Source organism: Ferriphaselus sp. R-1, assembly GCF_000746095.1.
Classification (GTDB): Bacteria; Pseudomonadota; Gammaproteobacteria; order Burkholderiales; family Gallionellaceae; genus Ferriphaselus.
This window is the reverse complement of sequence record NZ_JQKP01000002.1, coordinates 240,959-264,391: the sequence shown is the minus strand read 5'-3', so window position 1 is coordinate 264,391 and position 23,433 is coordinate 240,959. Positions and strand designations below refer to the sequence as shown.

Annotated in this window: 19 protein-coding genes and 1 riboswitch; of the genes, 15 read left to right on the top strand and 4 right to left on the bottom strand. The window is 56.0% G+C overall.

What is annotated here, in order from left to right:
* The first annotated feature begins 78 nt into the window (after nucleotides 1–78).
* Together dnaN and gyrB are read left to right on the top strand one after the other, a co-directional pair.
* Complete coding sequence (gene dnaN / locus DM08_RS03665) at nucleotides 79–1,185, top strand: DNA polymerase III subunit beta (protein ID WP_035383258.1); 1,107 nt, start codon at nucleotides 79–81, stop codon at nucleotides 1,183–1,185.
* Nucleotides 1,186–1,218: 33 nt separating this feature from the next.
* Entirely contained in the window at nucleotides 1,219–3,597 is a 2,379-nt protein-coding gene (gyrB, locus tag DM08_RS03660; protein ID WP_035383257.1) for a DNA topoisomerase (ATP-hydrolyzing) subunit B, read from the top strand.
* Between the two features lie 191 nt (nucleotides 3,598–3,788).
* Here gyrB and DM08_RS03655 read toward each other — a convergent pair whose 3' ends face one another.
* Nucleotides 3,789–4,652 (bottom strand): D-amino acid aminotransferase, encoded by an 864-nt coding sequence (locus tag DM08_RS03655; RefSeq protein WP_035383256.1) that lies wholly within the window; start codon nucleotides 4,650–4,652, stop codon nucleotides 3,789–3,791.
* A 7-nt stretch (nucleotides 4,653–4,659) separates the two neighbouring features.
* Entirely contained in the window at nucleotides 4,660–5,832 is a 1,173-nt protein-coding gene (locus DM08_RS03650; protein WP_202593363.1) for a D-alanyl-D-alanine carboxypeptidase family protein, read from the bottom strand.
* A gap of 130 nt (nucleotides 5,833–5,962) precedes the next feature.
* Nucleotides 5,963–6,048: riboswitch (glycine riboswitch) on the top strand.
* A gap of 230 nt (nucleotides 6,049–6,278) precedes the next feature.
* Between DM08_RS03650 and gcvT the strand changes: the two genes are divergently transcribed.
* The 5 genes from gcvT to DM08_RS03625 all read left to right on the top strand — a co-directional run bounded on the left by gcvT (nucleotide 6,279) and on the right by DM08_RS03625 (nucleotide 12,263).
* Complete coding sequence (gene gcvT, locus DM08_RS03645; protein WP_035383255.1) at nucleotides 6,279–7,361, top strand: glycine cleavage system aminomethyltransferase GcvT; 1,083 nt, start codon at nucleotides 6,279–6,281, stop codon at nucleotides 7,359–7,361.
* Nucleotides 7,362–7,433: 72 nt separating this feature from the next.
* Complete coding sequence (gene gcvH, locus DM08_RS03640; protein WP_035383254.1) at nucleotides 7,434–7,823, top strand: glycine cleavage system protein GcvH; 390 nt, start codon at nucleotides 7,434–7,436, stop codon at nucleotides 7,821–7,823.
* Nucleotides 7,824–7,963: 140 nt separating this feature from the next.
* On the top strand, nucleotides 7,964–10,807 hold the full coding sequence (gene gcvP / locus DM08_RS03635) for an aminomethyl-transferring glycine dehydrogenase (RefSeq protein WP_035383253.1): 2,844 nt from the start codon (nucleotides 7,964–7,966) through the stop codon (nucleotides 10,805–10,807).
* Between the two features lie 29 nt (nucleotides 10,808–10,836).
* Nucleotides 10,837–11,775, top strand: a complete 939-nt coding sequence (locus DM08_RS03630) for a carbohydrate kinase family protein (RefSeq protein ID WP_035383252.1) — start codon at nucleotides 10,837–10,839, stop codon at nucleotides 11,773–11,775.
* Nucleotides 11,775–12,263: an outer membrane lipoprotein gene (locus DM08_RS03625; protein WP_152555771.1), complete on the top strand. Its 489-nt coding sequence runs from the start codon at nucleotides 11,775–11,777 to the stop codon at nucleotides 12,261–12,263. The genes DM08_RS03630 and DM08_RS03625 overlap by 1 nt, the downstream gene beginning before the upstream one ends.
* Nucleotides 12,264–12,278: 15 nt before the next feature.
* Here DM08_RS03625 and DM08_RS03620 read toward each other — a convergent pair whose 3' ends face one another.
* Nucleotides 12,279–13,466, bottom strand: a complete 1,188-nt coding sequence (locus tag DM08_RS03620; RefSeq protein WP_035383251.1) for a hypothetical protein — start codon at nucleotides 13,464–13,466, stop codon at nucleotides 12,279–12,281.
* On the bottom strand, nucleotides 13,466–15,013 hold the full coding sequence (locus tag DM08_RS03615; RefSeq protein ID WP_035383250.1) for an MBOAT family O-acyltransferase: 1,548 nt from the start codon (nucleotides 15,011–15,013) through the stop codon (nucleotides 13,466–13,468). Before DM08_RS03615 ends, DM08_RS03620 begins: the two co-directional genes overlap by 1 nt.
* A 189-nt stretch (nucleotides 15,014–15,202) precedes the next feature.
* On the opposite strand from DM08_RS03615, the gene DM08_RS03610 reads away from it, so the two are divergent.
* The 8 genes from DM08_RS03610 to recG all read left to right on the top strand — a co-directional run bounded on the left by DM08_RS03610 (nucleotide 15,203) and on the right by recG (nucleotide 23,404).
* A complete protein-coding gene (locus DM08_RS03610; protein ID WP_035383420.1) occupies nucleotides 15,203–16,303 on the top strand; it encodes a DegT/DnrJ/EryC1/StrS family aminotransferase in 1,101 nt (366 codons plus the stop codon).
* The gene (locus DM08_RS03605) at nucleotides 16,297–17,283 is read left to right on the top strand and encodes a glycosyltransferase family 2 protein (RefSeq protein ID WP_051937777.1); all 987 of its coding nucleotides are present in this window, start codon (nucleotides 16,297–16,299) and stop codon (nucleotides 17,281–17,283) included. Before DM08_RS03610 ends, DM08_RS03605 begins: the two co-directional genes overlap by 7 nt.
* Nucleotides 17,280–18,212, top strand: coding sequence for a WxcM-like domain-containing protein (locus DM08_RS03600; protein WP_035383249.1), 933 nt, complete (start codon nucleotides 17,280–17,282; stop codon nucleotides 18,210–18,212). The genes DM08_RS03605 and DM08_RS03600 overlap by 4 nt, the downstream gene beginning before the upstream one ends.
* Nucleotides 18,213–18,228: 16 nt before the next feature.
* A complete protein-coding gene (locus DM08_RS03595) occupies nucleotides 18,229–18,612 on the top strand; it encodes a GtrA family protein (protein ID WP_035383418.1) in 384 nt (127 codons plus the stop codon).
* The gene (locus tag DM08_RS03590; RefSeq protein WP_035383248.1) at nucleotides 18,606–20,006 is read left to right on the top strand and encodes an ArnT family glycosyltransferase; all 1,401 of its coding nucleotides are present in this window, start codon (nucleotides 18,606–18,608) and stop codon (nucleotides 20,004–20,006) included. Before DM08_RS03595 ends, DM08_RS03590 begins: the two co-directional genes overlap by 7 nt.
* A gap of 40 nt (nucleotides 20,007–20,046) precedes the next feature.
* Complete coding sequence (locus tag DM08_RS03585) at nucleotides 20,047–20,868, top strand: symmetrical bis(5'-nucleosyl)-tetraphosphatase (RefSeq protein ID WP_035383247.1); 822 nt, start codon at nucleotides 20,047–20,049, stop codon at nucleotides 20,866–20,868.
* A gap of 125 nt (nucleotides 20,869–20,993) precedes the next feature.
* Nucleotides 20,994–21,380 carry a RidA family protein gene (locus DM08_RS03580; RefSeq protein WP_088177590.1) on the top strand — a complete coding sequence of 129 codons (387 nt, stop codon included), beginning with the start codon at nucleotides 20,994–20,996 and terminating at the stop codon, nucleotides 21,378–21,380.
* Nucleotides 21,377–23,404: an ATP-dependent DNA helicase RecG gene (gene recG / locus DM08_RS03575; protein WP_035383246.1), complete on the top strand. Its 2,028-nt coding sequence runs from the start codon at nucleotides 21,377–21,379 to the stop codon at nucleotides 23,402–23,404. Before DM08_RS03580 ends, recG begins: the two co-directional genes overlap by 4 nt.
* Nucleotides 23,405–23,433 lie beyond the last annotated feature (29 nt).

Genomic DNA, 23,433 nt, shown 5'->3' with positions numbered 1-23,433 from the left:
TTTAATTGAATATTAAATATATTTTTTAATATTCCACAGAATCCAACCTTACTTATTTATAAAGATTAAGGAATTTAAATGCTTATTGATACTTTAAGCAAAGATGTCTTGCTAAATCCACTTCAAACAGTAATTGGCATTGTCGAGCGAAAACAGTCACTCCCTATACTATCTAATGTGTTGATAGAAAAAATCAATGATTATGTAAGAATGACCTCTACAGATTTGGACATTCAGATATCCACACAACTATCAGGAGGTCTTCCCTCACAAGGTGATTATGCAATTACCCTTGGGGCAAGGAAGTTACTGGACATCCTTACAAAGCTACCTGAAGAAAAAGATATTTTGCTGGACTTGGTTGAAAGCAAATTACAAGTTAGATCTGGTAGTAGTAAATTCAACCTTCAAACTTTACCAGCTCAAGATTTTCCGCTTATAAAACGAGTCGAAGATAAAAAGGTCTGTGTTGCCCTACCTCAGAAACTGTTAAAAAGACTGTTAGGCCAAGTGAAATACTCAATGGCACAGCAAGATATTCGATACTATCTTAACGGGGTCTTATTCTCGGTAAACGAATGCACCCTGACCCTTGTAGCAACAGATGGCCATCGTCTTGCATATGCTAGTGCAACTTTAGACAGCCCCCATCATAGATGTGAAGTTATCATCCCTAGAAAGGCAATAAACGAACTACTTCGTCTTTTAGATGATTCTGAAGCGGAAATTCTGCTAAATATTTCAGAGAATCATATTTCTGCTGAGTTCTCCGAAATATCCTTTCAGTCCAAAGTGATAGATGGAAAATTCCCAGATTACAGACGTGTAATACCAGAATATAAGAATCATTTGCTTCTGGATCGGAAAATGCTGCTATCTAGTTTGGCGCGTGTATCTATCCTATCCAATGAAAAATTCCATGGGATTCGCTTTATTTTGACTGAAAAGAATCTGCGGATTATCAGTAACAACAGTGAGCAAGAAGAAGCACAAGAGGATATTGCGACGGATTATCAAGAAGAAGCATTGGATATAGGCTTCAACGTGAATTATTTGTTTGATGGATTGAATAACATCAATTCAGATGTCGTCCAAATATCATTTGGGGGGGCAAATAGTAGTGTCTTGATATCGATTCCAGATCGCACAGACTTTCGTTATGTTGTAATGCCGATGAGAATTTAAGCGGCACGTGTTTCACGTGAAACAAGGAAAAAAATGACTGAATATAATTCAAATAGCATTAAGGTTCTAAAAGGACTTGAAGCGGTGCGTAAGCGTCCGGGAATGTACATCGGAGATACAAACGATGGGACAGGGTTGCATCATATGGTTTTTGAAACGGTCGATAATGCAGTAGATGAGGCTTTGGCTGGATATTGTAATGAAATTATCGTGACAATACATGCTGATAGTTCGATATCAGTGCGTGATAATGGTCGGGGTATTCCTACAGATATACATGCTGAGGAAAATCGTTCTGCAGCTGAAGTTATCATGACCGTATTGCATGCCGGTGGGAAATTCGATGGGAATTCATACAAGGTCTCGGGCGGATTGCATGGGGTTGGTGTTTCGGTAGTAAATGCACTTTCCGAGTGGTTGAGATTAACTATTTACCGAGAAGGAAAGGTCCACTTCTTGGAGTTTCGTCATGGAGATCCCGTAGAGCCTCTTAAAGTGATTGGGGAAACGAGTGCTAGAGGGACCGAAGTCCATTTTATGCCAAGCATTGAAACTTTTGGTTCAATCGAATTTCACTTCGATATTTTAGCTAAAAGGCTTAGAGAATTATCATTCCTAAATAATGGTGTTAATGTTTCACTGATTGATCAACGGAGTGGAAAAGAGGAGCATTTTGCATTCAGTGGTGGCGTTAAGGGTTTTGTTCAATATATCAATAGAAATAAAACCGTGCTTCACCCAACCATATTCTATTCATCGATTGAGAAAGATGGCATTACTGCAGAGATATCAATGCAGTGGAACGATTCGTATCAAGAAACCATACAGTGTTTTACCAACAACATCCCACAACGGGATGGAGGAACACACTTAACGGCCATGAGAACGGCCATGACTAGAACCCTTAACCAATATATAGAAGCCGAAGATATCGCTAAAAAAGCAAAAATAGAAACATCAGGCGATGACATGAGGGAGGGATTGACGGCCATTTTATCGGTAAAACTACCAGATCCAAAATTCTCATCGCAAACTAAAGATAAATTGGTTTCGTCAGAGATTCGGCCAGTTGTTGAGGAAATGGTTAGTCAGAAGTTAATGGAGTTTTTGCTTGAGAATCCAATAGATGCAAAAGTAATTGTAGGAAAGATCGTCGATGCAGCTCGCGCAAGGGAAGCAGCACGAAAAGCTAGGGAACTGACCCGAAGGAAAGGTATTTTGGAAGGAATGGGTTTGCCTGGGAAGCTTGCAGACTGTCAAGAGAAAGACCCCTCCTTGTCTGAACTATATCTTGTCGAGGGTGATTCTGCCGGTGGGTCTGCAAAGCAGGGAAGAGATCGGAAGTTTCAGGCGATATTGCCGCTCAAAGGCAAGATTCTAAATGTTGAAAAGGCTCGTTTCGAAAAACTAATTGCCTCACAAGAAGTAGCTACATTGATTACCGTATTAGGTACTGGAATTGGTAAGGATGAATATAATCCAGAGAAATTGCGCTATCACCGCATCATCATCATGACAGATGCTGATGTGGATGGGTCACATATTCGAACGTTGCTGTTGACCTTCTTTTATCGACAAATGCCGGAACTGGTAGAACGCGGACATGTGTATATTGCTCAGCCGCCACTTTATAAAATAAAACAAGGGAAGGAAGAGCGTTACCTTAAGGATGATCAAGAGATGAAGGGGTACATGCTTAAATCCGCACTGAACAATGCGGAGTTATACCCCTCGGCTACCTCAAAGGCACCCTTGTCTTCGGAGGGGCTTGAGGCCATATCCAAGGAGTACTTTCTGGCTGAATCTATCATCGATAGGTTGGCAAAACAAATTTCACCGGATGTACTCCACGCCTTGTTGGCATGCCCAAAATTGAATGTAAATTCGATATCTGAGGCGGATACAAGCGCAGAGATGCTGAAAAATGCCTGTGGCGAGAAGGTCAGAATCGAGGCAGTGATAAATGAAGGTAGAACTCTTCTGAGGATAGAGAAAAACACACACGGAAACAGATCTATCAGCTACATCACGCCAGAATTTTTAGGTAGCGGCGATTACGCACAACTTTATCAAACTAGCCTTGTTTTGTCTGGGCTGATAGGGGATGGTGCTTACATCAAGCGAGGAGAACAGAGCAAATCTATCGCTGATTTTAAAGAGGCTATAGAGTGGTTGTTGGCAGAAGCAAAGCGCGGGGTAAGTATCCAGCGTTATAAAGGATTGGGTGAGATGAATCCGGAGCAATTGTGGGAAACAACCATGGATGTGAAGAACAGGGTACTCCTTAGGGTCAGGATAGAGGATGTGATTGCGGCCGACGAAGTATTTACAACATTGATGGGAGATGTCGTGGAACCACGCAGGGCATTTATTGAACGGAATGCTTTGGGGGTCAAAAATCTGGATGTTTAGTAAAAGAGTCAGTTGAGCCTTTTTCTAAAAAGGTGAAAATTTTCTACCAAATAAAAAAGCCACTGTAATAAAGAGTGGCTTTTTTCTTGATTGCCTAACCTCCGATTTCAACCAAAGCGGCTAGCGTGTTGAATTGCACGAAAATTTGACCTGGTGGCCTTCACTTTTTATAGGGGTGAAAAGTCAGGAGGCTAACACTCAGAAGAGCGCATCGTTTCATTCTTATATGATTGATATAAAAGGCGTAACTTGTTAACAACCGGCCCCGGAAATCCATTGCCAATGGTTTGGTTATCGAGCTTTGTAATCGGTATCACTTCTTTGGTAGATGAGCACATCAGGAGCTCATCGGCAGAAAAAACTTCATCCTTCCGGATTCGACGAATCTGATAAGGGATGTTTTGAGACCTTGCAAGCTCAAGAACCACATCATAGGTAATACCTGGCAACATCAAGTGATCTTTAGGCGGGGCCAGTAAAACATCGTTCTTCACCATGAAAATGTTGCTGGCAGTTCCTTCGGTCAAGAAAGTATCTTCACGAAACAGGAGGGTCTCTGTACGGTCTGCATCAGCAGCCAGCTGACGTAACAGAACATTTGGTAGAAGTGAGATGCTTTTGATATCACAGCGTAACCATCGATTATCAATTGCAGTTATGGCATGCGCGCCTATCTTCAGGAGCTCTTGTGAGGGCGAGGTGAGGGGACAACTCATCAGGAACACCGTTGGCGATACCGATGAATCCGGAAAAGCGAGGTCGCGTTGCGCAATGCCGCGAGTGATGTGGATATACAGTGATTGATCGTCAGGGCTATTCCTCTTGATCAATTCCTGCAAGATAGAAATCCAAGCATTATTTGTGTACGGGTTAGGTATACGAACTCCGTCTAGGCTGTGTTGTAGTCGCTCCAAGTGCTCCTGCAAACGAAAAGCATGTCGGGAATATACGGGGATGACCTCGTATACACCATCGCCAAAAATAAAGCCTCGATCCAATACGGATATCTGCGCATGCTCAATTGGCATGAAGTGTCCATTCAGGTAAATGATCATGGTGACTTTAGTAGAAAAGGAGCTGTATCGTGTCCCACCCGCGCGAGAAGACATTGGCGAGCGGTATGTTTCTATGCGCAATCAACGGGTAATCAAGATACGGCTTATCAGAAAGATAGAGTTTTAGTGTACCAATGCGCTGATCGGCACTCACCGGTGCCATGAGTGGCTGAAGAATTTCTACCCTGGCGCGTAGATTGGGCTGCAATCCCCTAGGAATTGTTACTGTCAGGTCTTGCTGAAAGGAAATATCCAGATACTTTTCAGTGCCTTTCCAAACGCGTAGATGACTGATAATTTGATTCTTCTTGAACAACCGCACAGTCTCAAAGCTCTGGAAACCATAGTTAAGCAGCTTCTGGCTTTCAATAGCTCTCGCACTATCGGAGTCTGTGCCAAGCACTACAGCGATCAAGCGCCGATTGTCACGCTTGGCTGAAGAAACCAGACAAAATCCAGCCATGTCCGTATGTCCGGTTTTCATCCCATCCACAAAGGGATCCATCCACAGCAAGCGATTTCTATTGAACTGGTTGATATTGTTATAGAAGTAGCTGCGCTCGCCATAAATTGGATAGTGCTCTGGAAAGTCGCGCACGATGGCAGCCGCCAGAATTGCCAGATCATTAGCTGATGAATAGTGTTGCGCTGACGGCAGCCCAGTAGCGTTGACAAAATGGGTGTTCTTCATGCCTAGTCGCTGTGCTTCCTGATTCATTCGTGCGGCAAAAGCGACCTCACTCCCGGAAATGGTTTCAGCCAGTACCCTAGCCGCATCATTACCAGATTGGATGATCAATCCCCGCAACAACTCAGCAACGGTCACGGGCTTGGTAACCTCCAGAAACATGCGCGACTCTTCTCCTTGTGGTGTGATTGCGGTAGCCGTGGGTACGATGGATTTATCCAGTGCCAAGGATTTTTGTCTGATCGAAGAGAAGGTGAGGTAAGCGGTCATTAACTTGGTCAGAGATGCGGGCTCTAGTCGTTCGGTGCCATTGTGATTAACCAATACTTGATTGCTAGTGAAGTCGTAGAGCAAATAGGCTCGGGCCTCCAAAACAGGAGCCCCAGATGCCATCAAAGGTAAGTTTTGTGGTTGAGCGAGCGTGACCAGGCTAGTCATGGATAGCGCACAAAAAAGGAGGAAAGACATCACAAGCGCGAAAGCATTCATCATCTAAAAACTCCGAAATCTCAGGCGGTGGATTATAGTTGGCCCAACTAACCCTAGCTATGGGCTCACAGATTTCTCTGTATTGGCGGCAAGTTGCCGAGGTATGGTGCTTACGGTATAGTCGCGCCTGCCGTTAAGACCGATGGGAGAGTGTGCTGACAAGCACCGCCGAAGGCGTAACACCCGTAACCGCTCAGGCCCAAGGACTATTGGTACAGGCAAATCTGGAGAGTGTCAGTTTAGACGTGAGACGTAAGACGTAAGTTTTTAGTTGGCTTTGTCCGCTGCGCGGTTTTGCCTTTAACTAACAACTTACGTCTTACGTCCCCCAACTAAAAGTAGACCACCGAAGGGGCACCCGGCAGCAGCCGAAATCTCTCAGGTACCAAGGACAGATGGGGCGCAGCGCGAATTCGTGCTGCGCCTTTTTTAATTCAGGGAAAGAAACGATGACGCTCAAGACAACGCCCCTCAATGCAGCCCACCGTGCCATGGGCGCGAAGATGGTGGATTTCGGCGGCTGGGACATGCCAGTCAACTACGGCTCGCAGATCGAGGAGCACCATCAGGTGCGCAACGACTGCGGCATGTTTGACGTTTGCCACATGCGCGTGGTGGATGCGAAGGGCGAGGGCGTTCGCGCCTTTTTGCGCTATCTGCTGGCTAACAACGCCGACAAGATCACCGTTCCCGGCAAGGCGCTGTATTCGGCCATGCTGCGTCCCAACGGCGGCGTGATCGATGATCTCATCATCTATTTCATGACCGAATCCTGGTTCCGCATCGTGGTCAACGCAGGCACGGCGGACAAGGACATCGCATGGATGAAGGAACAAGCTGCGGTTCACGCCCCCAACCTGACCATCACCTCCCGCGACGATCTCGCCATGGTGGCCATTCAGGGCCCCAACGCCCGCGCCAAGGTATGGGAAGTGCTGCCGCAGACTCAGGCGGTGACTGAAGGGCTGGTGAATTTCCAGGCCGCCGATTGTGGCGAATATTTCGTCGCCCGCACCGGCTACACTGGCGAAGACGGTTTCGAGGTGATGCTGCCCAAGGAAAAGGTCGAAGCGTTCTGGTATGCGCTGAACAAGGTCGGCGTGAAGCCCATCGGTCTCGGCGCGCGCGACACCCTGCGGTTGGAAGCCGGCATGAACCTTTACGGTCAGGACATGGACGAGACCGTCGGCCCACTGGAATCCGGTCTGGCCTGGACGGTGGACCTGAAGAGTGAGCGCGATTTCATCGGCAAGGCCGCCTTGCTGGCCAAGCCGCCGACGCAGAAGCTGATCGGCCTGGTGCTGCTCGATCGCGGCGTGCTGCGCGGCCATCAGAAGGTCGTCACCCCGCAGGGCGACGGCGAGATCACCAGCGGCTCTTTCTCGCCCACGTTGGAAAAATCCATCGCCTTGGCGCGCGTGCCGAACGGTGTGCAAATCGGCGACACCGTGCAAGTCGCCATCCGCGATAAGATGCTGGCTGCACAAGTAGTGAAGTACCCGTTCGCCCGCAATGGAAAAAGCTGTTTGTAGACGTAAGACGTAAGTTGTCAGGACAACTTACGTCTCGCGTCTTACGTCTAACGACTAACGAAGGAGATAAAAATGAGCAACCCATCCAACCTGAAATACACCGAATCCCACGAATGGGTGCGCGTCGAGGCTGACGGCACCGTGACGGTCGGCATCACCGACCACGCCCAGGAGTTGCTGGGCGACATGGTGTTCGTCGAAACACCTGCCGTAGGCCGCAAGCTGAAGGCCAAGGAAGAGTGTGCCGTAGTGGAGTCGGTCAAGGCTGCTGCTGACGTGTACGCCCCCGTGGCAGGCGAAGTGACTGCCGTGAACGGCGATCTGGACGGTGCGCCGGAAGCCATCAACGAAGATGCTTACGCTGCCTGGATGTTCAAGATGAAGCCGGACAACATGAGCGATGTGGATGCGCTGATGGAGGCGGATGCGTATCAGCTGCACGTCGACAGCGAATCGCACTAACGATAGAGAAGAGTAAAGTGATCGCACCTTTGGTGCTCAAAGGCGGAGAGGGATCGTCTAGGTGCGCCTAGCACGTCACCCTTCTCCCGCTCTTCTTCTCTGCCACAGCGTACCTCCCTTTTCACCAGAAAGTGACTGCCATGTCCGACCAATTCGTCCATCGCCATAACGGCCCTTCCGCGCAGGAGATCGCAGCTATGCTGCGTACTGTCAATGCGTCCAATCTCGATGAGCTGATCGAACAGACCGTACCTGCTGCCATCCGTCTGCAACAACCGCTGAATCTGCCGGAAGGCTTGTCCGAATACGCTTATCTCCAGCACCTGCGCGGCATCGCCGCCAAGAACAAGCTATACAAGAGCTACCTCGGGCTGGGCTACTACGACACCATCGTGCCGTCGGTCATTCAGCGCAACATTCTGGAAAACCCGGGCTGGTACACGGCGTACACGCCCTATCAGGCCGAGATCGCGCAGGGGCGACTGGAGGCGCTGCTGAATTTCCAGACCATGGTGTGCGACTTGACCGGCATGGAGGTCGCCAACGCCTCCTTGCTGGATGAGGCCACGGCTGCCGCCGAAGCGATGACCATGCTGCACGGCCTGCGTCCGCGCGATGCCGCTGACAAGAACAGCTTCTTCGTGTCGAACGAATGTTTTCCGCAGACCATCGAGCTGTTGAAGACTCGCGCCAAGCCGTTGGGTATCGAGCTGGTCATCGGCGACTTCAACACGCTGACGATGAACGACAGCATCTATGGCGCGCTGCTGCAATATCCGACAGCGACCGGCACAGTGCATGACTACGCTGACTTTGTGCAGCGCGCCAAGGCGCACGGCATGTCCATCGCCGTAGCAGCGGACATCCTCAGCCTGGTGCTGCTGCCCCCTCCCGGCGAATGGGGCGCGGACGTAGTGGTCGGCTCTACGCAGCGCTTCGGCGTGCCCATGGGTTATGGCGGCCCGCATGCCGCTTATTTCGCCTGCCGCGATGCGCACAAGCGCTCCATGCCGGGCCGCATCATCGGCGTGTCGGTGGATGCCGATGGCAACCCGGCGCTGCGCATGGCATTGCAGACGCGCGAACAACATATCCGCCGCGAGAAAGCGACCTCCAACATCTGCACCGCGCAAGCGCTGCTGGCCATCATGGCAGGAATGTACGCCGTGTATCACGGCGCGGACGGGCTGCGCGGTATCGCCACTCAGGTGCATCAATCCACTGTGGCATTGGCGGACGAACTGAAGAAGCTGGGCTATCAGATCAGCGGCGGCGCGTTCTTCGACACGATCAAGCTGCTGCATACCGACAACGTGAAGATCCACGCACTGGCGGATGCGGCACGCATCAACTTCCGCTACAGCGCGGTTGGCCTGGCGATTGCGCTGGATCAGACCACCTCTGTGGCAGACCTGAACGCCATCCTCAGGGTGTTCGCTCAGGCGGCGGGCAAGCCTGCACCCGTATTGACCGCCGCTGATGTGACAGCAAAGGGGTTGGTATTCACTCCGCGCCTATCTTCTATTCTGAGCCATCCGGTGTTCAACACCTACCACTCCGAAACGGAGATGATGCGCTACATCAAGCGGCTGGAGAACAAGGACTTGTCGCTGACCCATTCGATGATCTCGCTGGGCTCCTGCACCATGAAGCTGAACGCCGCCACCGAGCTGTTGCCGCTGACCTGGCCGGAGTTCGCCAACCTGCATCCCTTTGTGCCGCAGGACCAGGTGGAGGGCTTCCAGGAACTGATCGCTGGTCTGGATGCGGCCTTGTCCGAGATCACCGGATTCGCCCAAATGAGCTTCCAGCCCAACAGCGGTGCGCAGGGCGAGTACGCCGGCCTGCTGGTGATTCAGGCTTATCACCGTTCGCGCGGCGAAGCGCAGCGCAAGGTGGTGTTGATCCCGTCCTCGGCTCACGGCACCAACCCGGCCAGCGCCGCCATGTGCGGCATGGACATCGTGGTGGTGAAGTGCGATGCGCGCGGCAACATCGACGTGGACGACCTGCGAGCCAAGGCCGAAGAGCACAAGGATGACTTGTCCTGCCTGATGGTGACGTACCCCAGCACCCATGGCGTGTACGAAGAATCGATCCGCGACATCACGGCCATCATCCACGCCAACGGCGGCCAGGTGTACATGGATGGCGCGAACATGAACGCGCAAGTCGGCCTGACCAGCCCCGGCGCCATCGGTGCGGATGTCTGCCACCTTAACCTGCACAAGACCTTCGCCATCCCGCACGGCGGCGGCGGGCCGGGTGCCGGCCCCATCGGCGTGGCGGAACATCTAACCCCGTTCCTGCCCTCGCACTCGGTGGTGAAGGTCGGCGGCACACAAGGCATCCATGCCGTGTCCGCCGCGCCTTACGGCAGTGCCCTGATCCTGTTGATCTCTTACGGCTATATCAAGATGATGGGCGGTGCGGGATTGACCGAAGCCACCAAGATGGCGATCCTGAATGCCAACTACATCAAGGAGCGGCTGGCTGGCCACTACGCCACGCTATACAGCGGAACGAGCGGTCGTTGCGCCCACGAGATGATCCTCGACTGCCGCGAGTGGAAAAAGTTGGGTGTGGAAGTGGCGGATATCGCCAAACGTCTGATGGACTTCGGTTTCCATGCCCCGACGACTTCCTTCCCGGTGGTGGATACGCTGATGGTCGAGCCGACCGAGAGTGAATCCAAGGCCGAGCTGGACCGTTTCTGCGATGCCATGATCGCCATCCGTGGCGAGATCGAGGCGGTGATCTCGGGTACCGTGGATAAGAAGGACAACATCCTCAAACACGCGCCGCATACCGCCAAGCGTGTTTGTGCTGATGTCTGGGAGCGTCCCTATGGTCGCGAACAGGCCGCCTACCCGCTGCCCTGGGTGCGCGATGCCAAATTCTGGCCGTCGGTCGCCCGCGTGGACAACGTCTACGGCGACAAGAATCTGGTGTGTGCCTGCCCACCTATCGAAAGCTACCTCTAACCCGAATTTGAACCTAACCGGAAACTGACATGAATACTTTGATTTGCGGCTCCATGGCTTATGACACCATCATGGTGTTTCACGACCATTTCAAGAAACACATCCTGCCCGAGCAATTACACATTCTCAACGTTGCTTTTCTGGTGCCCACCATGCGTCGCGAATACGGCGGCTGCGCGGGCAATATCGCTTACAACCTGAGTTTGCTGGGCGGCCATCCGCTCATCATGGCTACCGTCGGAGATGACTTCGGTCCCTATGCCAAGCGACTGGAGAAGCTGGGTATCTCCCGGCAGCACATTCGCCCGGTGCCGGACAGCTTCACTGGCCAGGCGTTCATCACCACCGACTTGGATGATAACCAGATCACTGCCTTCCACCCTGGCGCGATGGGCTTCTCCGAACAGAACAAGGTGAGTGATGCCCAGGGCGTGACTTTGGGCATCGTGTCGCCGGATGGCCGCACTGGCATGATGGAGCATGCCGAACAGTTCGTCGAGGCGGGCATCCCGTTCGTGTTCGACCCGGGTCAAGGCATGCCGATGTTCTCTGGGGAAGACCTGCTGCGCTTTATCGATCAGGCGACTTACGTCACCGTCAATGATTACGAAGCTAAACTGTTGCAGGACAAGACCGGTAAAACTCTGGAAGAGCTGGCCGCTTCAGTGCAGGCATTGATCGTCACGCTGGGTGGGGATGGTTCGATCATCTATGCGGACGGCAAGCAGATCGCCATCCCCACGCCCAAGCCGGAAGCTGTGGTCGATCCGACCGGTTGTGGCGATGCCTACCGCGCCGGTTTGCTGTATGGCATCCAGCGCGGTTGGTCGTGGGAAGCTACGGGTCGCCTGGCCTCGCTGATGGGGTCGATCAAGATCGCCCATCGTGGCGGCCAGAACCACACCCCAACCCGCGCCGAACTGATGGACGCTTACCGCAAACACTTCGGTTCCAGTATCACCTTGTGATGATGGTACGGCGCGCATTGCGTTCATCGTGGATGCTCGTCGTCATGCTCGCTGCCTGTGCGGGCGAACCCGGGCCGCCGACAAGGGACGGTAATGCGCGGCCTGCGCGACCGGAGATCGGCGTGGTCGAGTCGGTGAAGTCTATCGACATGCCTGACGAGCAGGGTGCTTCCGGCTATTTTCTCGGTGGCACCTTGGGCAATATCGGCGGGGCGGTGATTGGTAGCGGTCGTGGCTCGGTCGCTGCGGCAGTCCTGGGGGGAGTGGCGGGGGCCACTGCAGGGGATGCCGCACAGAACAATGGTGTGGTGGCTGGCCAAGAGCTCTGGCTGAAGCTGGAGGGGCGACAGGAGCCCATGGTGGTCAGGCAGGCCGTCAAACTTCAGGGGGCCTTTCAGGCAGGGGAACGCGTCCGGGTCGGATTCGATGCGCGGGGGCGGGCTATGGTCGAACACCAAGCCCAAGAGGCCACACCGCAGAACAAGTAGCCGATATCGGGCCGCTCAATGCCGGTCTGGCGTGGCGAGTGATCTTCCGTCGGGCAAGCGGGCAGAGCCCCAGAAGTTTGCGAACACTTTGTGGTAGCACGAGCTGGTAGCGTGGTGCTCATCCAGAAACTCCCCATAAGTACAGCCATACTTCTCGCTTTGACCAAAGTCGGCCAGCACAACTGGCTTGCCAGCGGCCCAGGCGCGTACTTCGTTCTTGGTCCGGGCGAGATATTCGGAGTAGGGCGTACGGGCGGTGAACGCCTTTTCCAGGCCGGGCAAGAGGGGCGGCATATGGAGGATCAAGACCCCGCCGTTGCGCGCAATGCGCTGACTGAGGGCATCCAGGCGGGCGAACAGGCCCGGGTCTATCGCGCCTTGGGTATGAGCCAGGGCGCGGGCATATTTGGAGCCGGAAGACAGGGCGCTGAATATCAGCTGACCTGGATTCTCGGCCCGCGTGTAGTCGGAGTAGGTGGCGCTCCCGTCATAACGGAAACCATTGCATGAGCCGCGATTATGTATGCCAAAGTCCTTCCCCAGCGTGATTCCGTCCGGGCAGGTGTATTCATCGCTTCCCATTTGAAAGAAGTATTCCCGCACGGTCTTTTCAGGCGCAGGGGAGTGTGCGATGTAAGTGAGTACCTTCCATAGCTTCTGCATGCGCAGGTAAGAAGTTGCCTCCAGGAGGGTGTCCATCACCTTGGGACGCGGGGTGTCGGGCAACGCGGCCCGATTTGGCCGCGAGAGATCGAATGCGGGAATATCGGAGGTCTGATAGACAGAGTCTAGCGCCCAGTCCAGCGCGATGATGTAATGCTTGATGCTAGGCGCGTGCTCCACCAAGTACTCCGCCTGAGCGATGCTTGAGCTCAGCGGGCTGCCACTCATCGTCAGATTGTAGAGATGCCATCCCGCAGGAAGCATCGACTGATCGATAGGCATCCCCGTCGATGAGCCCATGATGACGGTGTCTACCTCGGGCAGGCGGTCGTTCAGGCGCAGTCTCTTGAACAAGGCGTTGTTCCCCATGGTGGGGGTGTAAGTGACGCCATGGGTGCGCTCCTGCCACTCGCTGGCGGCGAACGACATGGCTTTCACATCGCCCTCGTTCAGAATCAACAGCACATTGAGCATGATGGCGGGCAGCAGAGTGAGGCTGCAGAGCAGCGACAACCACAGCAGATATCGTTTGTGCTCCATCAGAATTGGAAATACAAAAAGGTTGATTGTTGCGACAAGTTGATCAGGGCGACAAAGAGCAGCCCCCAGATGAACAATGCCGCCAAAAAGTTGGGGCGCCACAACAGCAGAGTTCTGGCGGCTAGGTGCGGTGCATCCAGCGCGGGGCGGAAGTTCTGCATGATGGTTTGGGTGTTCGGGCCTAACCAGACGATCAGCAGCAATATCCATATCCAGTTGATCATCCCGCCCGTGGCGAGGCCGTTACCCGGAGCGAAAGCATGGCGGGCATCCAGCCAGGCGTAAAGTGCCGGGATATGCGTGAACCAGTTGTCAGGGATGGTGATGCCATGGAATCCCAGCATGCTCTCCAAGATGGCGACTGCCGTGTGCAAGTCGCTGGCACGGAAGAACACCCACGCGATGGTCACCGCAAGAAAGGTAATCAGGCCGGAAAGCAAGTGCATGGGGCGGGACAGGGCTACGGCAGGGTCCTGGCCGAAGGTCCGGCGCAGCGCATGCCAACCGTGATTGATGGACAGGTAGATGCCATGCAGTCCGCCCCAGATCACGAAATTCCAGCCCGCGCCGTGCCATAGTCCGCCGAGCAACATGGTGGCTGCCAGATTGACGTAGCGGCGCGCCTTGCCTTTGCGGTTGCCGCCGAGCGGGAAATACAGATAGTCGCGCAGGAAGCGCGACAGCGTCATGTGCCAGCGTCGCCAGAACTCGATGATGTTCACCGCCTTGTAGGGCGAGTGAAAATTCAGCGGCAGGACCACCCCGAACATGCGGGAGATCCCGATCGCCATGTCCGAGTAGCCTGAAAAGTCGAAATACAACTGCAGGGCGTAACACAAGGCACCGCCCCATGCCTCAACGAAGGTCAGCTGCACCCCTGCCGCCGGGGCATCGAATGCCAGAGGGACGTAAAAGGCGATGTTGTCTGCCAGCAGGACCTTCTTGAACAGGCCGATGGTGAATATGGAAAGACCGACCGCAAGGTTCTTGTAGCTGAAGCGATAGGTTGCGGCATGGGAGAACTGCGGCATCATCTCCTTGTGATGCAAGACCGGGCCGGCGATCAAGTGTGGGAAGTAAGTGACGAACAGCGTGTAGTGTACGAAGTTGAATTCCTTCACCTTGCCCTGATACGTGTCCACCAGAAACGCTATCTGGGTGAAGGTAAAGAACGAGATGCCCAGCGGCAAGACGATCTCTTGCAGCCCAAGGTGAGTGCCTGCTACCTCGCCCAGGCTTTGTAGAAAGAAGTTGGCATATTTGAAGTAAGCCAATAGCAGCAGGTCGAGAACGATGGCCAGGGTCAGCAGGCGATGCCTGCGCCGCTGATCCTGAGCTTTGGCAATCCACCATCCGAAGCTGTAATTGCCCAGAATAGATGCCATCAGCAGCCCGACATACACGGGATTCCACCAACCATAGAAAAGCAGGGAGGCGGCTGCCAGCCATCCCGCTGCCCAGGCATGACTCAACTTGGCAAGTTGGAAGAAACCTACCAGGGACAGAGGCAGAAACAGGAAGATGAAGGCATAGGTGTTGAACAGCATGGCGGCATTTTACCCGAAACCCATACCTCCGTCCCCGGGCTAGGGTTTGGGGAAGCGCGGTCGCGGGCAGGCAGGCGCAATACTCAAGGAGCAAAACGAGTTCGGGAACTCTTTCAGCGAGATGCCTCGGTTTTCTGGCAAAATAAGACCACCCTGAACTTATAACGCTGGCGGTTGGCTTTGGTGAAGATGCTCGATTTGAAATCAATAAATGACCTGGGCAGGCATGTGCACCCTATTCAGGAGCAGTTGAGCATGGCGATCCAGCGCGTCCTGAGTAGTGGCTGGTTCGTGCTGGGGCCCGAGGTGGGGGCGTTCGAGCGAGAGTTTGCCGATTACTGTGGCGTACCGCACTGCGTGTCGGTCGCCAACGGAACGGATGCGCTTGAGCTGGCCTTGCGTGCACTCGACATCGGCCCAGGGAAGACTGTGCTGACCGTTGCCAACGCGGGCATGTACAGCACGATTGCGATCCTTGCCGTCGGAGCTACCCCGTTATATGCAGAAGTGCGCCCCGACACCCTGCTCATCGATGCTGCCGAGGTCGAGCGCATACTGGCCAGTCGGCGCGTGGATGCCCTTATCGTCACCCACCTTTACGGGCTGATGGCGGATACGCAGCGGCTGGTGGAGGTGGCGCGCAAGTATGCGGTTCCCGTCATCGAAGACTGTGCCCAGGCGCACGGGGCCGCGCAAGACGGGCGACGCGCTGGCTCCTGGGGCGACATCGCCTGTTTCAGCTTCTATCCCACCAAGAACCTTGGCGCGCTGGGCGATGGCGGGGCGGTGGTCACTGCACAGTCGCCGTTGGCGGATAAAGTGCGGCAGTTCCGTCAATACGGATGGAGCGGCAAGTACCATGCCGAACTTCCCGGTGGGCGGAATAGCCGCCTTGATGAGATGCAGGCCGCCGTGCTGCGCGTCATGCTGCCCCAGCTCGATCAGTGGAACTCGCGCCGCCGGGAGATCGCTGCGCGTTACTCCAATGGCATCGCTCATCCGAAGATAATCGTGCCCAGCATCCATGACGCGAGCAATGTCGCGCACCTGTACGTGATCCGAACATCGGAACGGGACCGGCTCAAGCAGCATCTCGCCGAAGTGGGCATTCCCAGCGATGTCCACTACCCCATACCCGACTTTGCACAAGTGGCTTGCCGTCACGTGTCGGCAGATGTCGAGTTGCCGGTGACAGCCCGGGCGTGTGGCGAAGTGTTGACCTTGCCTTGTTTTCCCGAGCTGACGGACGCGGAGGTCGACCTGATCATCGGTCGTATAAACGCATGGTGAAGTTGCTCTCCGTCGTCATCCCGGTCTATCGGAACGAAGAGTCGCTGCCACCACTGGTTGCCGCGCTCGCGGACGTGGCCCGCGCGGCGCAACGCGATCTTGCTTGCGCCATGGAGGTTGTTTTCGTTGTCGACGGCAGCCCGGACGAAAGTTATGCCACCCTTGCCCGGCTCCTTCCGACGGCACCCTTCGCATCACAGTTACTGCTGCACTCGCGTAACTTCGGTTCCTTTGCTGCCATCCGTACCGGGCTGCAAGCCGCGACGGGGACGTATTTCGGTGTCATCTCGGCTGACCTGCAAGAGCCTCCGGAGCTGGTGCTCCAGTTTTTGGAGAAACTGCTCCCCGGGGAGTGCGACATCGTCGTCGGGTGCCGCGAGAATCGCCAGGACCCGCTGTTGACGCGACTCGCCTCCGATGTCTTTTGGCGGCTGTACAAGAAGTTCGTCATCCGTGACATTCCAGAAAAAGGCGTGGATGTCTTCGGCTGCAATCGCGCGTTCCGGGATCGCCTGCTGTTGCTCGGCGAGGCCAACAGCTCGCTGGTAGGCTTGATCTTCTGGCTGGGGTTCCGGCGAGCCGAGGTGTCGTACGAGCGGCGGCTGCGGCAGCACGGGAAAAGCGCCTGGACGCTAAAGAAGAAGGTCAACTATCTGCTGGACAGCATCTTCTCGTTTACCGATCTGCCCATCCGCCTCCTGAGCCTTTTCGGTGTGCTGGGGATCGTGGCATCGGTGGCCCTGGGTTCGGTCATTTTGCTGGCCAAGCTGTTCGGCGGGATCGCGGTACCCGGCTATGCCGCCACGGTGCTGACCGTGATCTTCTTCGGCGCGCTGAACTCATTGGGCATAGGCATCATCGGTGCCTACGCCTGGCGGGCTTATGAGAACACCAAAGCCCGACCTTTGGCCGTGGTCATGCTTGAACAGAAGTACGGCGGCCTGAGTGGCGGCGATAACAGTGATGGAGTAAGGCCATGACGGACTATTTCGTGCATGAACGGGCGATCTGCGAATCCACCAATATCGGAGAGGGTACCCGGGTCTGGGCGTTTGCCCACATCCTGCCGGGGGCGGTGGTCGGCACGTCGTGCAACATCTGCGATAACGTGTTCATCGAGAACGATGTGACCATAGGTGACCGGGTCACCGTCAAATGCGGCGTCCAGTTGTGGGATGGTATCGTGGTCGAAGACGACGTATTCATCGGCCCGAACGCCACGTTCACCAATGATCTGTTCCCCAGAAGCAAGGTCTACCCGAAACAATTTGCCAGGACGGTGATCCGGCAGGGGGCTTCCATCGGCGCCAATGCGACCATTCTGGCCAATACCGAGATCGGTGCCGGGGCCATGGTGGGTGCCGGGGCCGTGATCACTCGCTCGGTGCCGCCGAACGCCATCGCTGTGGGCAATCCGGCGCGCATCATCGGCTACGTCGGTGCCAAGGACGGAGCGGGCGACAGGACGGAGCCGGAGGCGCGCCCCGATCCCGTCACCGCTTCGAGCGTCAACGGGGTGACGCTGCATGAGTTGCCGTTGATCGGCGACATGCGGGGATCTTTGAGTGTGGGCGAGTTCGAGCGCTCGGTTCCGTTCCAGCCCAAGCGATACTTTCTGGTGTTCGATGTGCCGAGCCGGGAGATCCGTGGAGAGCACGCGCATCGTCGATGCGAGCAGTTCCTGGTTTGCGTTCGAGGCAGCTGCAAGGCCGTAGTGTATGACGGTGAGCAACGTGCGGAATATCTGCTGGATCGGCCTAGTCTGGGTATCTATCTGCCGCCCATGGTGTGGGGCACGCAGTATGACTATTCCAGCGATGCCGTGCTTCTGGTGTTCGCTTCCGACTACTATGATGCCGATGACTACATCCGGGATTACAACGAGTTTGAGTCTCTGATCCGCCGCTGATATGGCATTGCCCGCGATGAAACAGATCCATGGTGAGTTCCTGCGCTTCCTGTTGGTTGGCGCGGTCAACACCTTGTCGAGCTATCTGATCTACTGCTTGCTGCTGACGGTCTGTCCGTATCTGCTTGCCTACACCTTGGCGTACTGCATCGGTATCGTGATCTCCTACTTCCTCAATGTACGCTTCGTGTTCAAACGGGATGTCAGCCTGGCCAGCTTCCTGGCGTTCCCTCTGGTGTATCTGTTGCAATACGGCCTGGGCGCTCTGGCGCTCTGGGCTTTGGTCGGGCGGATCGGATTGTCACCGGAGTTGGCGATGGTCGGAGTGATCCTGATAACCATTCCGGTCACTTTCCTGGCCAGCCGCCTCGTTCTGGGCAGAAAGCAGCAGACATGCTGATCCGCGCTCCCAAGACTCAGACCGGGTGGCTGTTATGGTTGGGTGCGCTCAGCTTCGTGCCCACGCTGTTCTTCTACCTGGTTGGTGAGGAAGGCATCTATACCATCACCTCGATGGAGATGTGGTACCAGCAGAACTGGATACAGCAGCTGATGTACGGAGCCGACAACCACCGACCGCCGCTGATGAACTGGCTGGTCATGCCGGTCGCGCAGCTGATCGGCTGGAGCCATGTCGTCGTGGCCTCGCGGCTGGTAAGCGTTGCCGCCACGCTGGGGTGTGTCGCCTGGCTGTACTGGTTGAGCGAAAAACTCTTTGCAGACCGGAGCTTTGCCCTGTTTGCCGCGCTTTCCGCGCTTTCCATGGCCGATTTGCTGCTCTATCGTGGCTGGCTGTCTTATACGGACCCGACCTTCGCTTTCTTCACCTTCGGGGCGATCGCTACCCTGTGGGTGGCGACCATCAATTCCAGCTGGCGCTGGCTGCTCACTTCGGTCCTGTTGATCAGCTGTGCCATGCTGACCAAGGCGTTCACCGCGTATATCTTTTACGGCAGTGCGCTACTGGTCATCGCGCTTCGCAGACCAGCGCGTACCTTTTTGCTGTGTGGGCCAAGCGCGGGCGTAATGGCGTTGGCACTCCTCGTGCCAATGGTCTGGTTCAGACTCTTGCCACAGGTGGGCGGGCACAGCTCCACCATGGTGGACGAGATCGCAAGGAAACTTTCCGCGCAAAGCGGCCTGGACTACCTGCTCAGACTCCTGACTTACCCGCTGGAAACGGCATTCTGGCTCTCTCCGGTCGTGTTGCTCGCCGCATATCTGCTGTGGCGCAGGCGCGTGTCGATCCCGGAGACCTACCCGGAGCGCTACCGGGAAGGCGTTCTGATCGCTGTGCTGTGCATCGCACCCTACTGGCTTTCCCCGCAGGGTGGCATACGCTATCTGCTGCCGGTCTATCCCTTGATCGCGCTGGCCGCAGCGCGCATCGTCTGGCGCACTGGCGCGCGTGGCCAAGCACTCGCGTTGCGCTGGTATGCGGCGCTCATCGCCGTCAAGTTCCTGTTCGCATTGCTGTTGTTCCCGTACTACCAAACGCATTATCGCGGCGAGAACTATGCCCGCGTCGGGCAAGAGATTCTGCAAAAGACCCACGGTTTCCCGTTGTACACCAACAACAGCCGGTCGGCGGGGCTGAGTGTAGTGAGTTACATCGATGCCCAGCGCTTTCCTCGGGCACCGCTCGTCATGCCGCCTCAAGAATGGGACTCCGGCTTCGTGATCTCGCCGGTCAACGACGCATCCACCGGCGAGTTGGCGTTTCGCTACCAGTTGGCAGCGGATGAGTTGTTCGTCCTTTGCCGTGGCGCAGCGTGTCAGGCAGGCCGACAATGACCACAAGAAACTCAAGCGCAGGGATTGATACCGGAAACCCATGGCAACTTACGCGATAGGAGACCTTCAGGGGTGCTACAACGAGTTCCGGCATCTGCTGGAGCGGATCGATTTCGATCCGGCCAGAGACCGGCTTTGGTTGGTGGGCGATCTGGTCAATCGCGGGCCGGGGTCGCTGGAGGTGTTGCGCTTCGTCCGTGCGCTGGGTGATGCCGCCATCACCGTGCTGGGCAATCATGACCTGCACCTGTTGGCGGTGGGTGCCGGGGTGGCGGATCTGAGTCGCGGCGATACGCTGGATGAGCTGTTGCGGGCCCCCGACCGTGACGAGCTGCTGCACTGGTTGCGTCGGCAACGCCTGCTCCATGCAGAAGGAGGGCACGTTCTGGTGCATGCCGGACTGTTGCCCAGTTGGACCGTCGGGCAGGCAGTGGCGTTGGCTCACGAGGTGGAGCAAGCCTTGCGCGGCGACGACTACGCCAGCTTCCTGTCCTGCATGTACGGCAACAAGCCGATGGGCTGGTCGGATGAACTGACCGGCTGCAAGCGGCTGCGCGTCATCACCAATGCCTTTACGCGGATGCGTGTCTGTACGCCGCAGGGCGAGATGGAGTTCAAGTTCAAGGGCGAGACTCACCAGATACCGGCGGGCTATCTGCCGTGGTTCGAGGTGCCTGGCCGAGCCAGTCGGGATGCGACCATTGTGGTCGGCCATTGGTCTGCGCTGGGTCTGAGAGTGATGCCGGGGCTAATCGCGCTGGACACGGGCTGCCTTTGGGGCGGGCCGTTGTCCGCTGTCCGGCTGGAGGATGGGGCGTTGTTCCAGGTGGGTTGCCTCACTCCGGTGGCTCAGGATTGGTAATCCGGCGGTGACATCCGGCCACACGGCGGGCCCTGCAGCCGACCGCTATAGCCGCCGGTGTGGATCGGGTTCGATTCAGTATAATGTCGCCCGATATCAAAAGTCATACTTGTTCGGGAGGAGAGATGGTGGAAAAAGTGTTCGTTCAGACCGCAGCAGCCCCAGCGGCCATAGGGACTTATTCGCAGGCGGTAAAGGTAGGGAATGCGGTTTATCTGTCGGGGCAGATAGGGTTGCACCCGGACACCATGACGCTTGTCGATGGCGTGAGGCAACAGATACATCAGGTGTTCTCCAATCTGCGGGCGGTGGCGGAAGCGGCAGGCGGCTCGTTGGCGGACGTGGTGAAGCTCAATGTCTACCTGACGGACCTGGCTGACTTTCCCGTGGTCAACGAGATCATGGCCGAATATTTTTCGCAGCCCTATCCTGCCAGGGCTGCGGTTGGAGTCTCCCAACTGCCGAGAGGGGCACTGGTCGAGGCTGACGGCATCATCCACATCCAAGATTGAGTCCGGCGACCCCGACAGGCACCAAGGCGCTCATCGCCAAGCTCAAGACGCTGGGCATAGAGACGGACTTCGATCTGCTGTTGCACTTCCCCATACGCTATGAAGATCATTCCAGGCTATGGGACGTTTCCGACGTGATCGAGGGAGACGCCGTTCTCGTTGAAGGTGTCGTACTTGCCGCCGGGGTGCAGGAGCGTCCCCGCAGGAGCCTCAAGGCAACCCTGGATTGCGGGTCGGGAGTCTTGCAGTTAAGGTTTTTGCATTTCTATCCGGGACATAAGCAACTGCTGAGCGTCGGCAATCGTTTGCGGGTGTTCGGTACCGTTCGCCAGGGATACTCCGGGCGCGAGATGATCCAGCCCAAATGCCGACAGGTGGCACCGGGAGAGCCGATGGCGGCGGGGCTCACACCGATCTATCCGGTCAAGGCCGGGATACGCTCAAGTACCCTCGCCAAGCGGATCCAGGCGCTGCTCGCTGATTTCCCGTTCGCTGACTTGGTGCCCGATGCCGCACTGGATGCGCTGGGCCTGCCAGGTTTGCGGGAAAGTTTGTATGCGCTGCATCGACCGCAGACGGCTGAGTTACAGGGGGATGTTGTACGCACGCGATGCCCGGCGTGGCGCAGGGTGAAGTTCGACGAGTTGCTTGCGCAGCAACTCTCCATGCGCACGCATTACCTGAGCAGGCTGCAGCACAAGGCCCCCCGGATGGATTCGGATAGCTTGGGGCGGCAGCTTGAGGGGGCGCTGCCGTTCCCGCTGACCTCGGCGCAATCGATGGCGATAGCAGCGATCAGGGCAGATTTGGCGCGCGAGGTACCGATGCAGAGACTGCTGCAGGGGGATGTCGGATGCGGCAAGACCATCATTGCAGTGCTGGCGGCGCTGCAGGCGGTAGAAAGTGGCTTTCAGGTGGCATTCATGTCACCTACCGAGACGCTGGCCGAGCAGCATTACCAAAAGCTCTCGGCGTGGTTACGGCCTTTGGGTATCGAGCTGGCCTGGCTGGCCGGGGCCATGCCTAAACAAGAGCAGGAGCAGGCCGCGCGATCCATTCATCAGGGCGCAGCCCAGATCGCCATCGGCACCCACGCCCTGTTCCAGCAGCGGGTCGCATTCAAGCGTCTGGGGCTGGTGATCATCGACGAGCAACAGAAGTTCGGGGTCCATCAGCGTCTGGCACTGCAGCAGAAGGGGACGATGCCGCACCAATTGATGTTGAGTGCTACGCCCATTCCCAGAACGCTTTCCATGAGCTATTTTGCGAACCTCGATGTCACGACGATCGATGAGCTGCCTCCCGGACGTAAGCCGGTGGCCACCAGGCTGGTGCGCGCAGCGCGGCGTGATCAAGTGGTCGATCATGTCCGGGAGATCTGTGCCAATGGTCGGCAAGCTTACTGGGTCTGCCCACTGATCGAGGGTTCGGCCACCCTGCAATTGCAGGCGGTGACGGAGGTGTTCCAGACCTTGGTCGAAGAGCTGCCCGGGCTGCGGGTCGAACTGGTCCACGGGCGGATGAAGAGTGCCGAGAAGACCGAGGCCATGACCAGGTTCATGACGGGAGAGGCCGCGTTGCTGGTCGCAACTACGGTGATCGAGGTCGGGGTCGATGTGCCCAATGCCAGCCTGATGGTGATAGAGAATGCAGAAAGGATGGGCTTGGCACAACTGCATCAGTTGCGCGGAAGGGTCGGGCGGGGTGGGGAGTCTGGCACGTGCATACTGCTGTATCAGGAGCCGTTGTCGGAGGATGCCAGGCAGCGGTTGCGTATCATCTATGAGAACAGCGACGGATTCGAGGTGGCGCGGCAGGACATGCTGTTGCGTGGCACAGGGGAGTTGCTGGGGATAGCGCAGAGTGGCGCTCCCATGCTCCGCTTCGCGGATATCGAGCAGGATCAGGATCTGTTGGAGGCTGCCAAGGCATGCGCGGAGCGGATGCTGGAGCACGCTCCGGATGCGGCACAGAAACACATGTCACGTTGGTTGGGGGCTCGCGCCAACTACCTCCATGTTTGAGGCATGGTGCACCACCGGAGCGGGATGGG

What these genes read in the sequence shown, in the direction of transcription:
- dnaN (WP_035383258.1), top strand. Translation starts at nt 79, where the DNA reads ATGCTTATTGATACTTTAAGCAAAGATGTCTTGCTAAATCCACTTCAA.
- gyrB (WP_035383257.1), top strand. Translation starts at nt 1,219, where the DNA reads ATGACTGAATATAATTCAAATAGCATTAAGGTTCTAAAAGGACTTGAA.
- DM08_RS03655 (WP_035383256.1), bottom strand. Translation starts at nt 4,652, where the DNA reads ATGATCATTTACCTGAATGGACACTTCATGCCAATTGAGCATGCGCAG.
- DM08_RS03650 (WP_202593363.1), bottom strand. Translation starts at nt 5,832, where the DNA reads ATGATGAATGCTTTCGCGCTTGTGATGTCTTTCCTCCTTTTTTGTGCG.
- gcvT (WP_035383255.1), top strand. Translation starts at nt 6,279, where the DNA reads ATGACGCTCAAGACAACGCCCCTCAATGCAGCCCACCGTGCCATGGGC.
- gcvH (WP_035383254.1), top strand. Translation starts at nt 7,434, where the DNA reads ATGAGCAACCCATCCAACCTGAAATACACCGAATCCCACGAATGGGTG.
- gcvP (WP_035383253.1), top strand. Translation starts at nt 7,964, where the DNA reads ATGTCCGACCAATTCGTCCATCGCCATAACGGCCCTTCCGCGCAGGAG.
- DM08_RS03630 (WP_035383252.1), top strand. Translation starts at nt 10,837, where the DNA reads ATGAATACTTTGATTTGCGGCTCCATGGCTTATGACACCATCATGGTG.
- DM08_RS03625 (WP_152555771.1), top strand. Translation starts at nt 11,775, where the DNA reads ATGATGGTACGGCGCGCATTGCGTTCATCGTGGATGCTCGTCGTCATG.
- DM08_RS03620 (WP_035383251.1), bottom strand. Translation starts at nt 13,466, where the DNA reads ATGGAGCACAAACGATATCTGCTGTGGTTGTCGCTGCTCTGCAGCCTC.
- DM08_RS03615 (WP_035383250.1), bottom strand. Translation starts at nt 15,013, where the DNA reads ATGCTGTTCAACACCTATGCCTTCATCTTCCTGTTTCTGCCTCTGTCC.
- DM08_RS03610 (WP_035383420.1), top strand. Translation starts at nt 15,203, where the DNA reads ATGCTCGATTTGAAATCAATAAATGACCTGGGCAGGCATGTGCACCCT.
- DM08_RS03605 (WP_051937777.1), top strand. Translation starts at nt 16,297, where the DNA reads ATGGTGAAGTTGCTCTCCGTCGTCATCCCGGTCTATCGGAACGAAGAG.
- DM08_RS03600 (WP_035383249.1), top strand. Translation starts at nt 17,280, where the DNA reads ATGACGGACTATTTCGTGCATGAACGGGCGATCTGCGAATCCACCAAT.
- DM08_RS03595 (WP_035383418.1), top strand. Translation starts at nt 18,229, where the DNA reads ATGAAACAGATCCATGGTGAGTTCCTGCGCTTCCTGTTGGTTGGCGCG.
- DM08_RS03590 (WP_035383248.1), top strand. Translation starts at nt 18,606, where the DNA reads ATGCTGATCCGCGCTCCCAAGACTCAGACCGGGTGGCTGTTATGGTTG.
- DM08_RS03585 (WP_035383247.1), top strand. Translation starts at nt 20,047, where the DNA reads ATGGCAACTTACGCGATAGGAGACCTTCAGGGGTGCTACAACGAGTTC.
- DM08_RS03580 (WP_088177590.1), top strand. Translation starts at nt 20,994, where the DNA reads ATGGTGGAAAAAGTGTTCGTTCAGACCGCAGCAGCCCCAGCGGCCATA.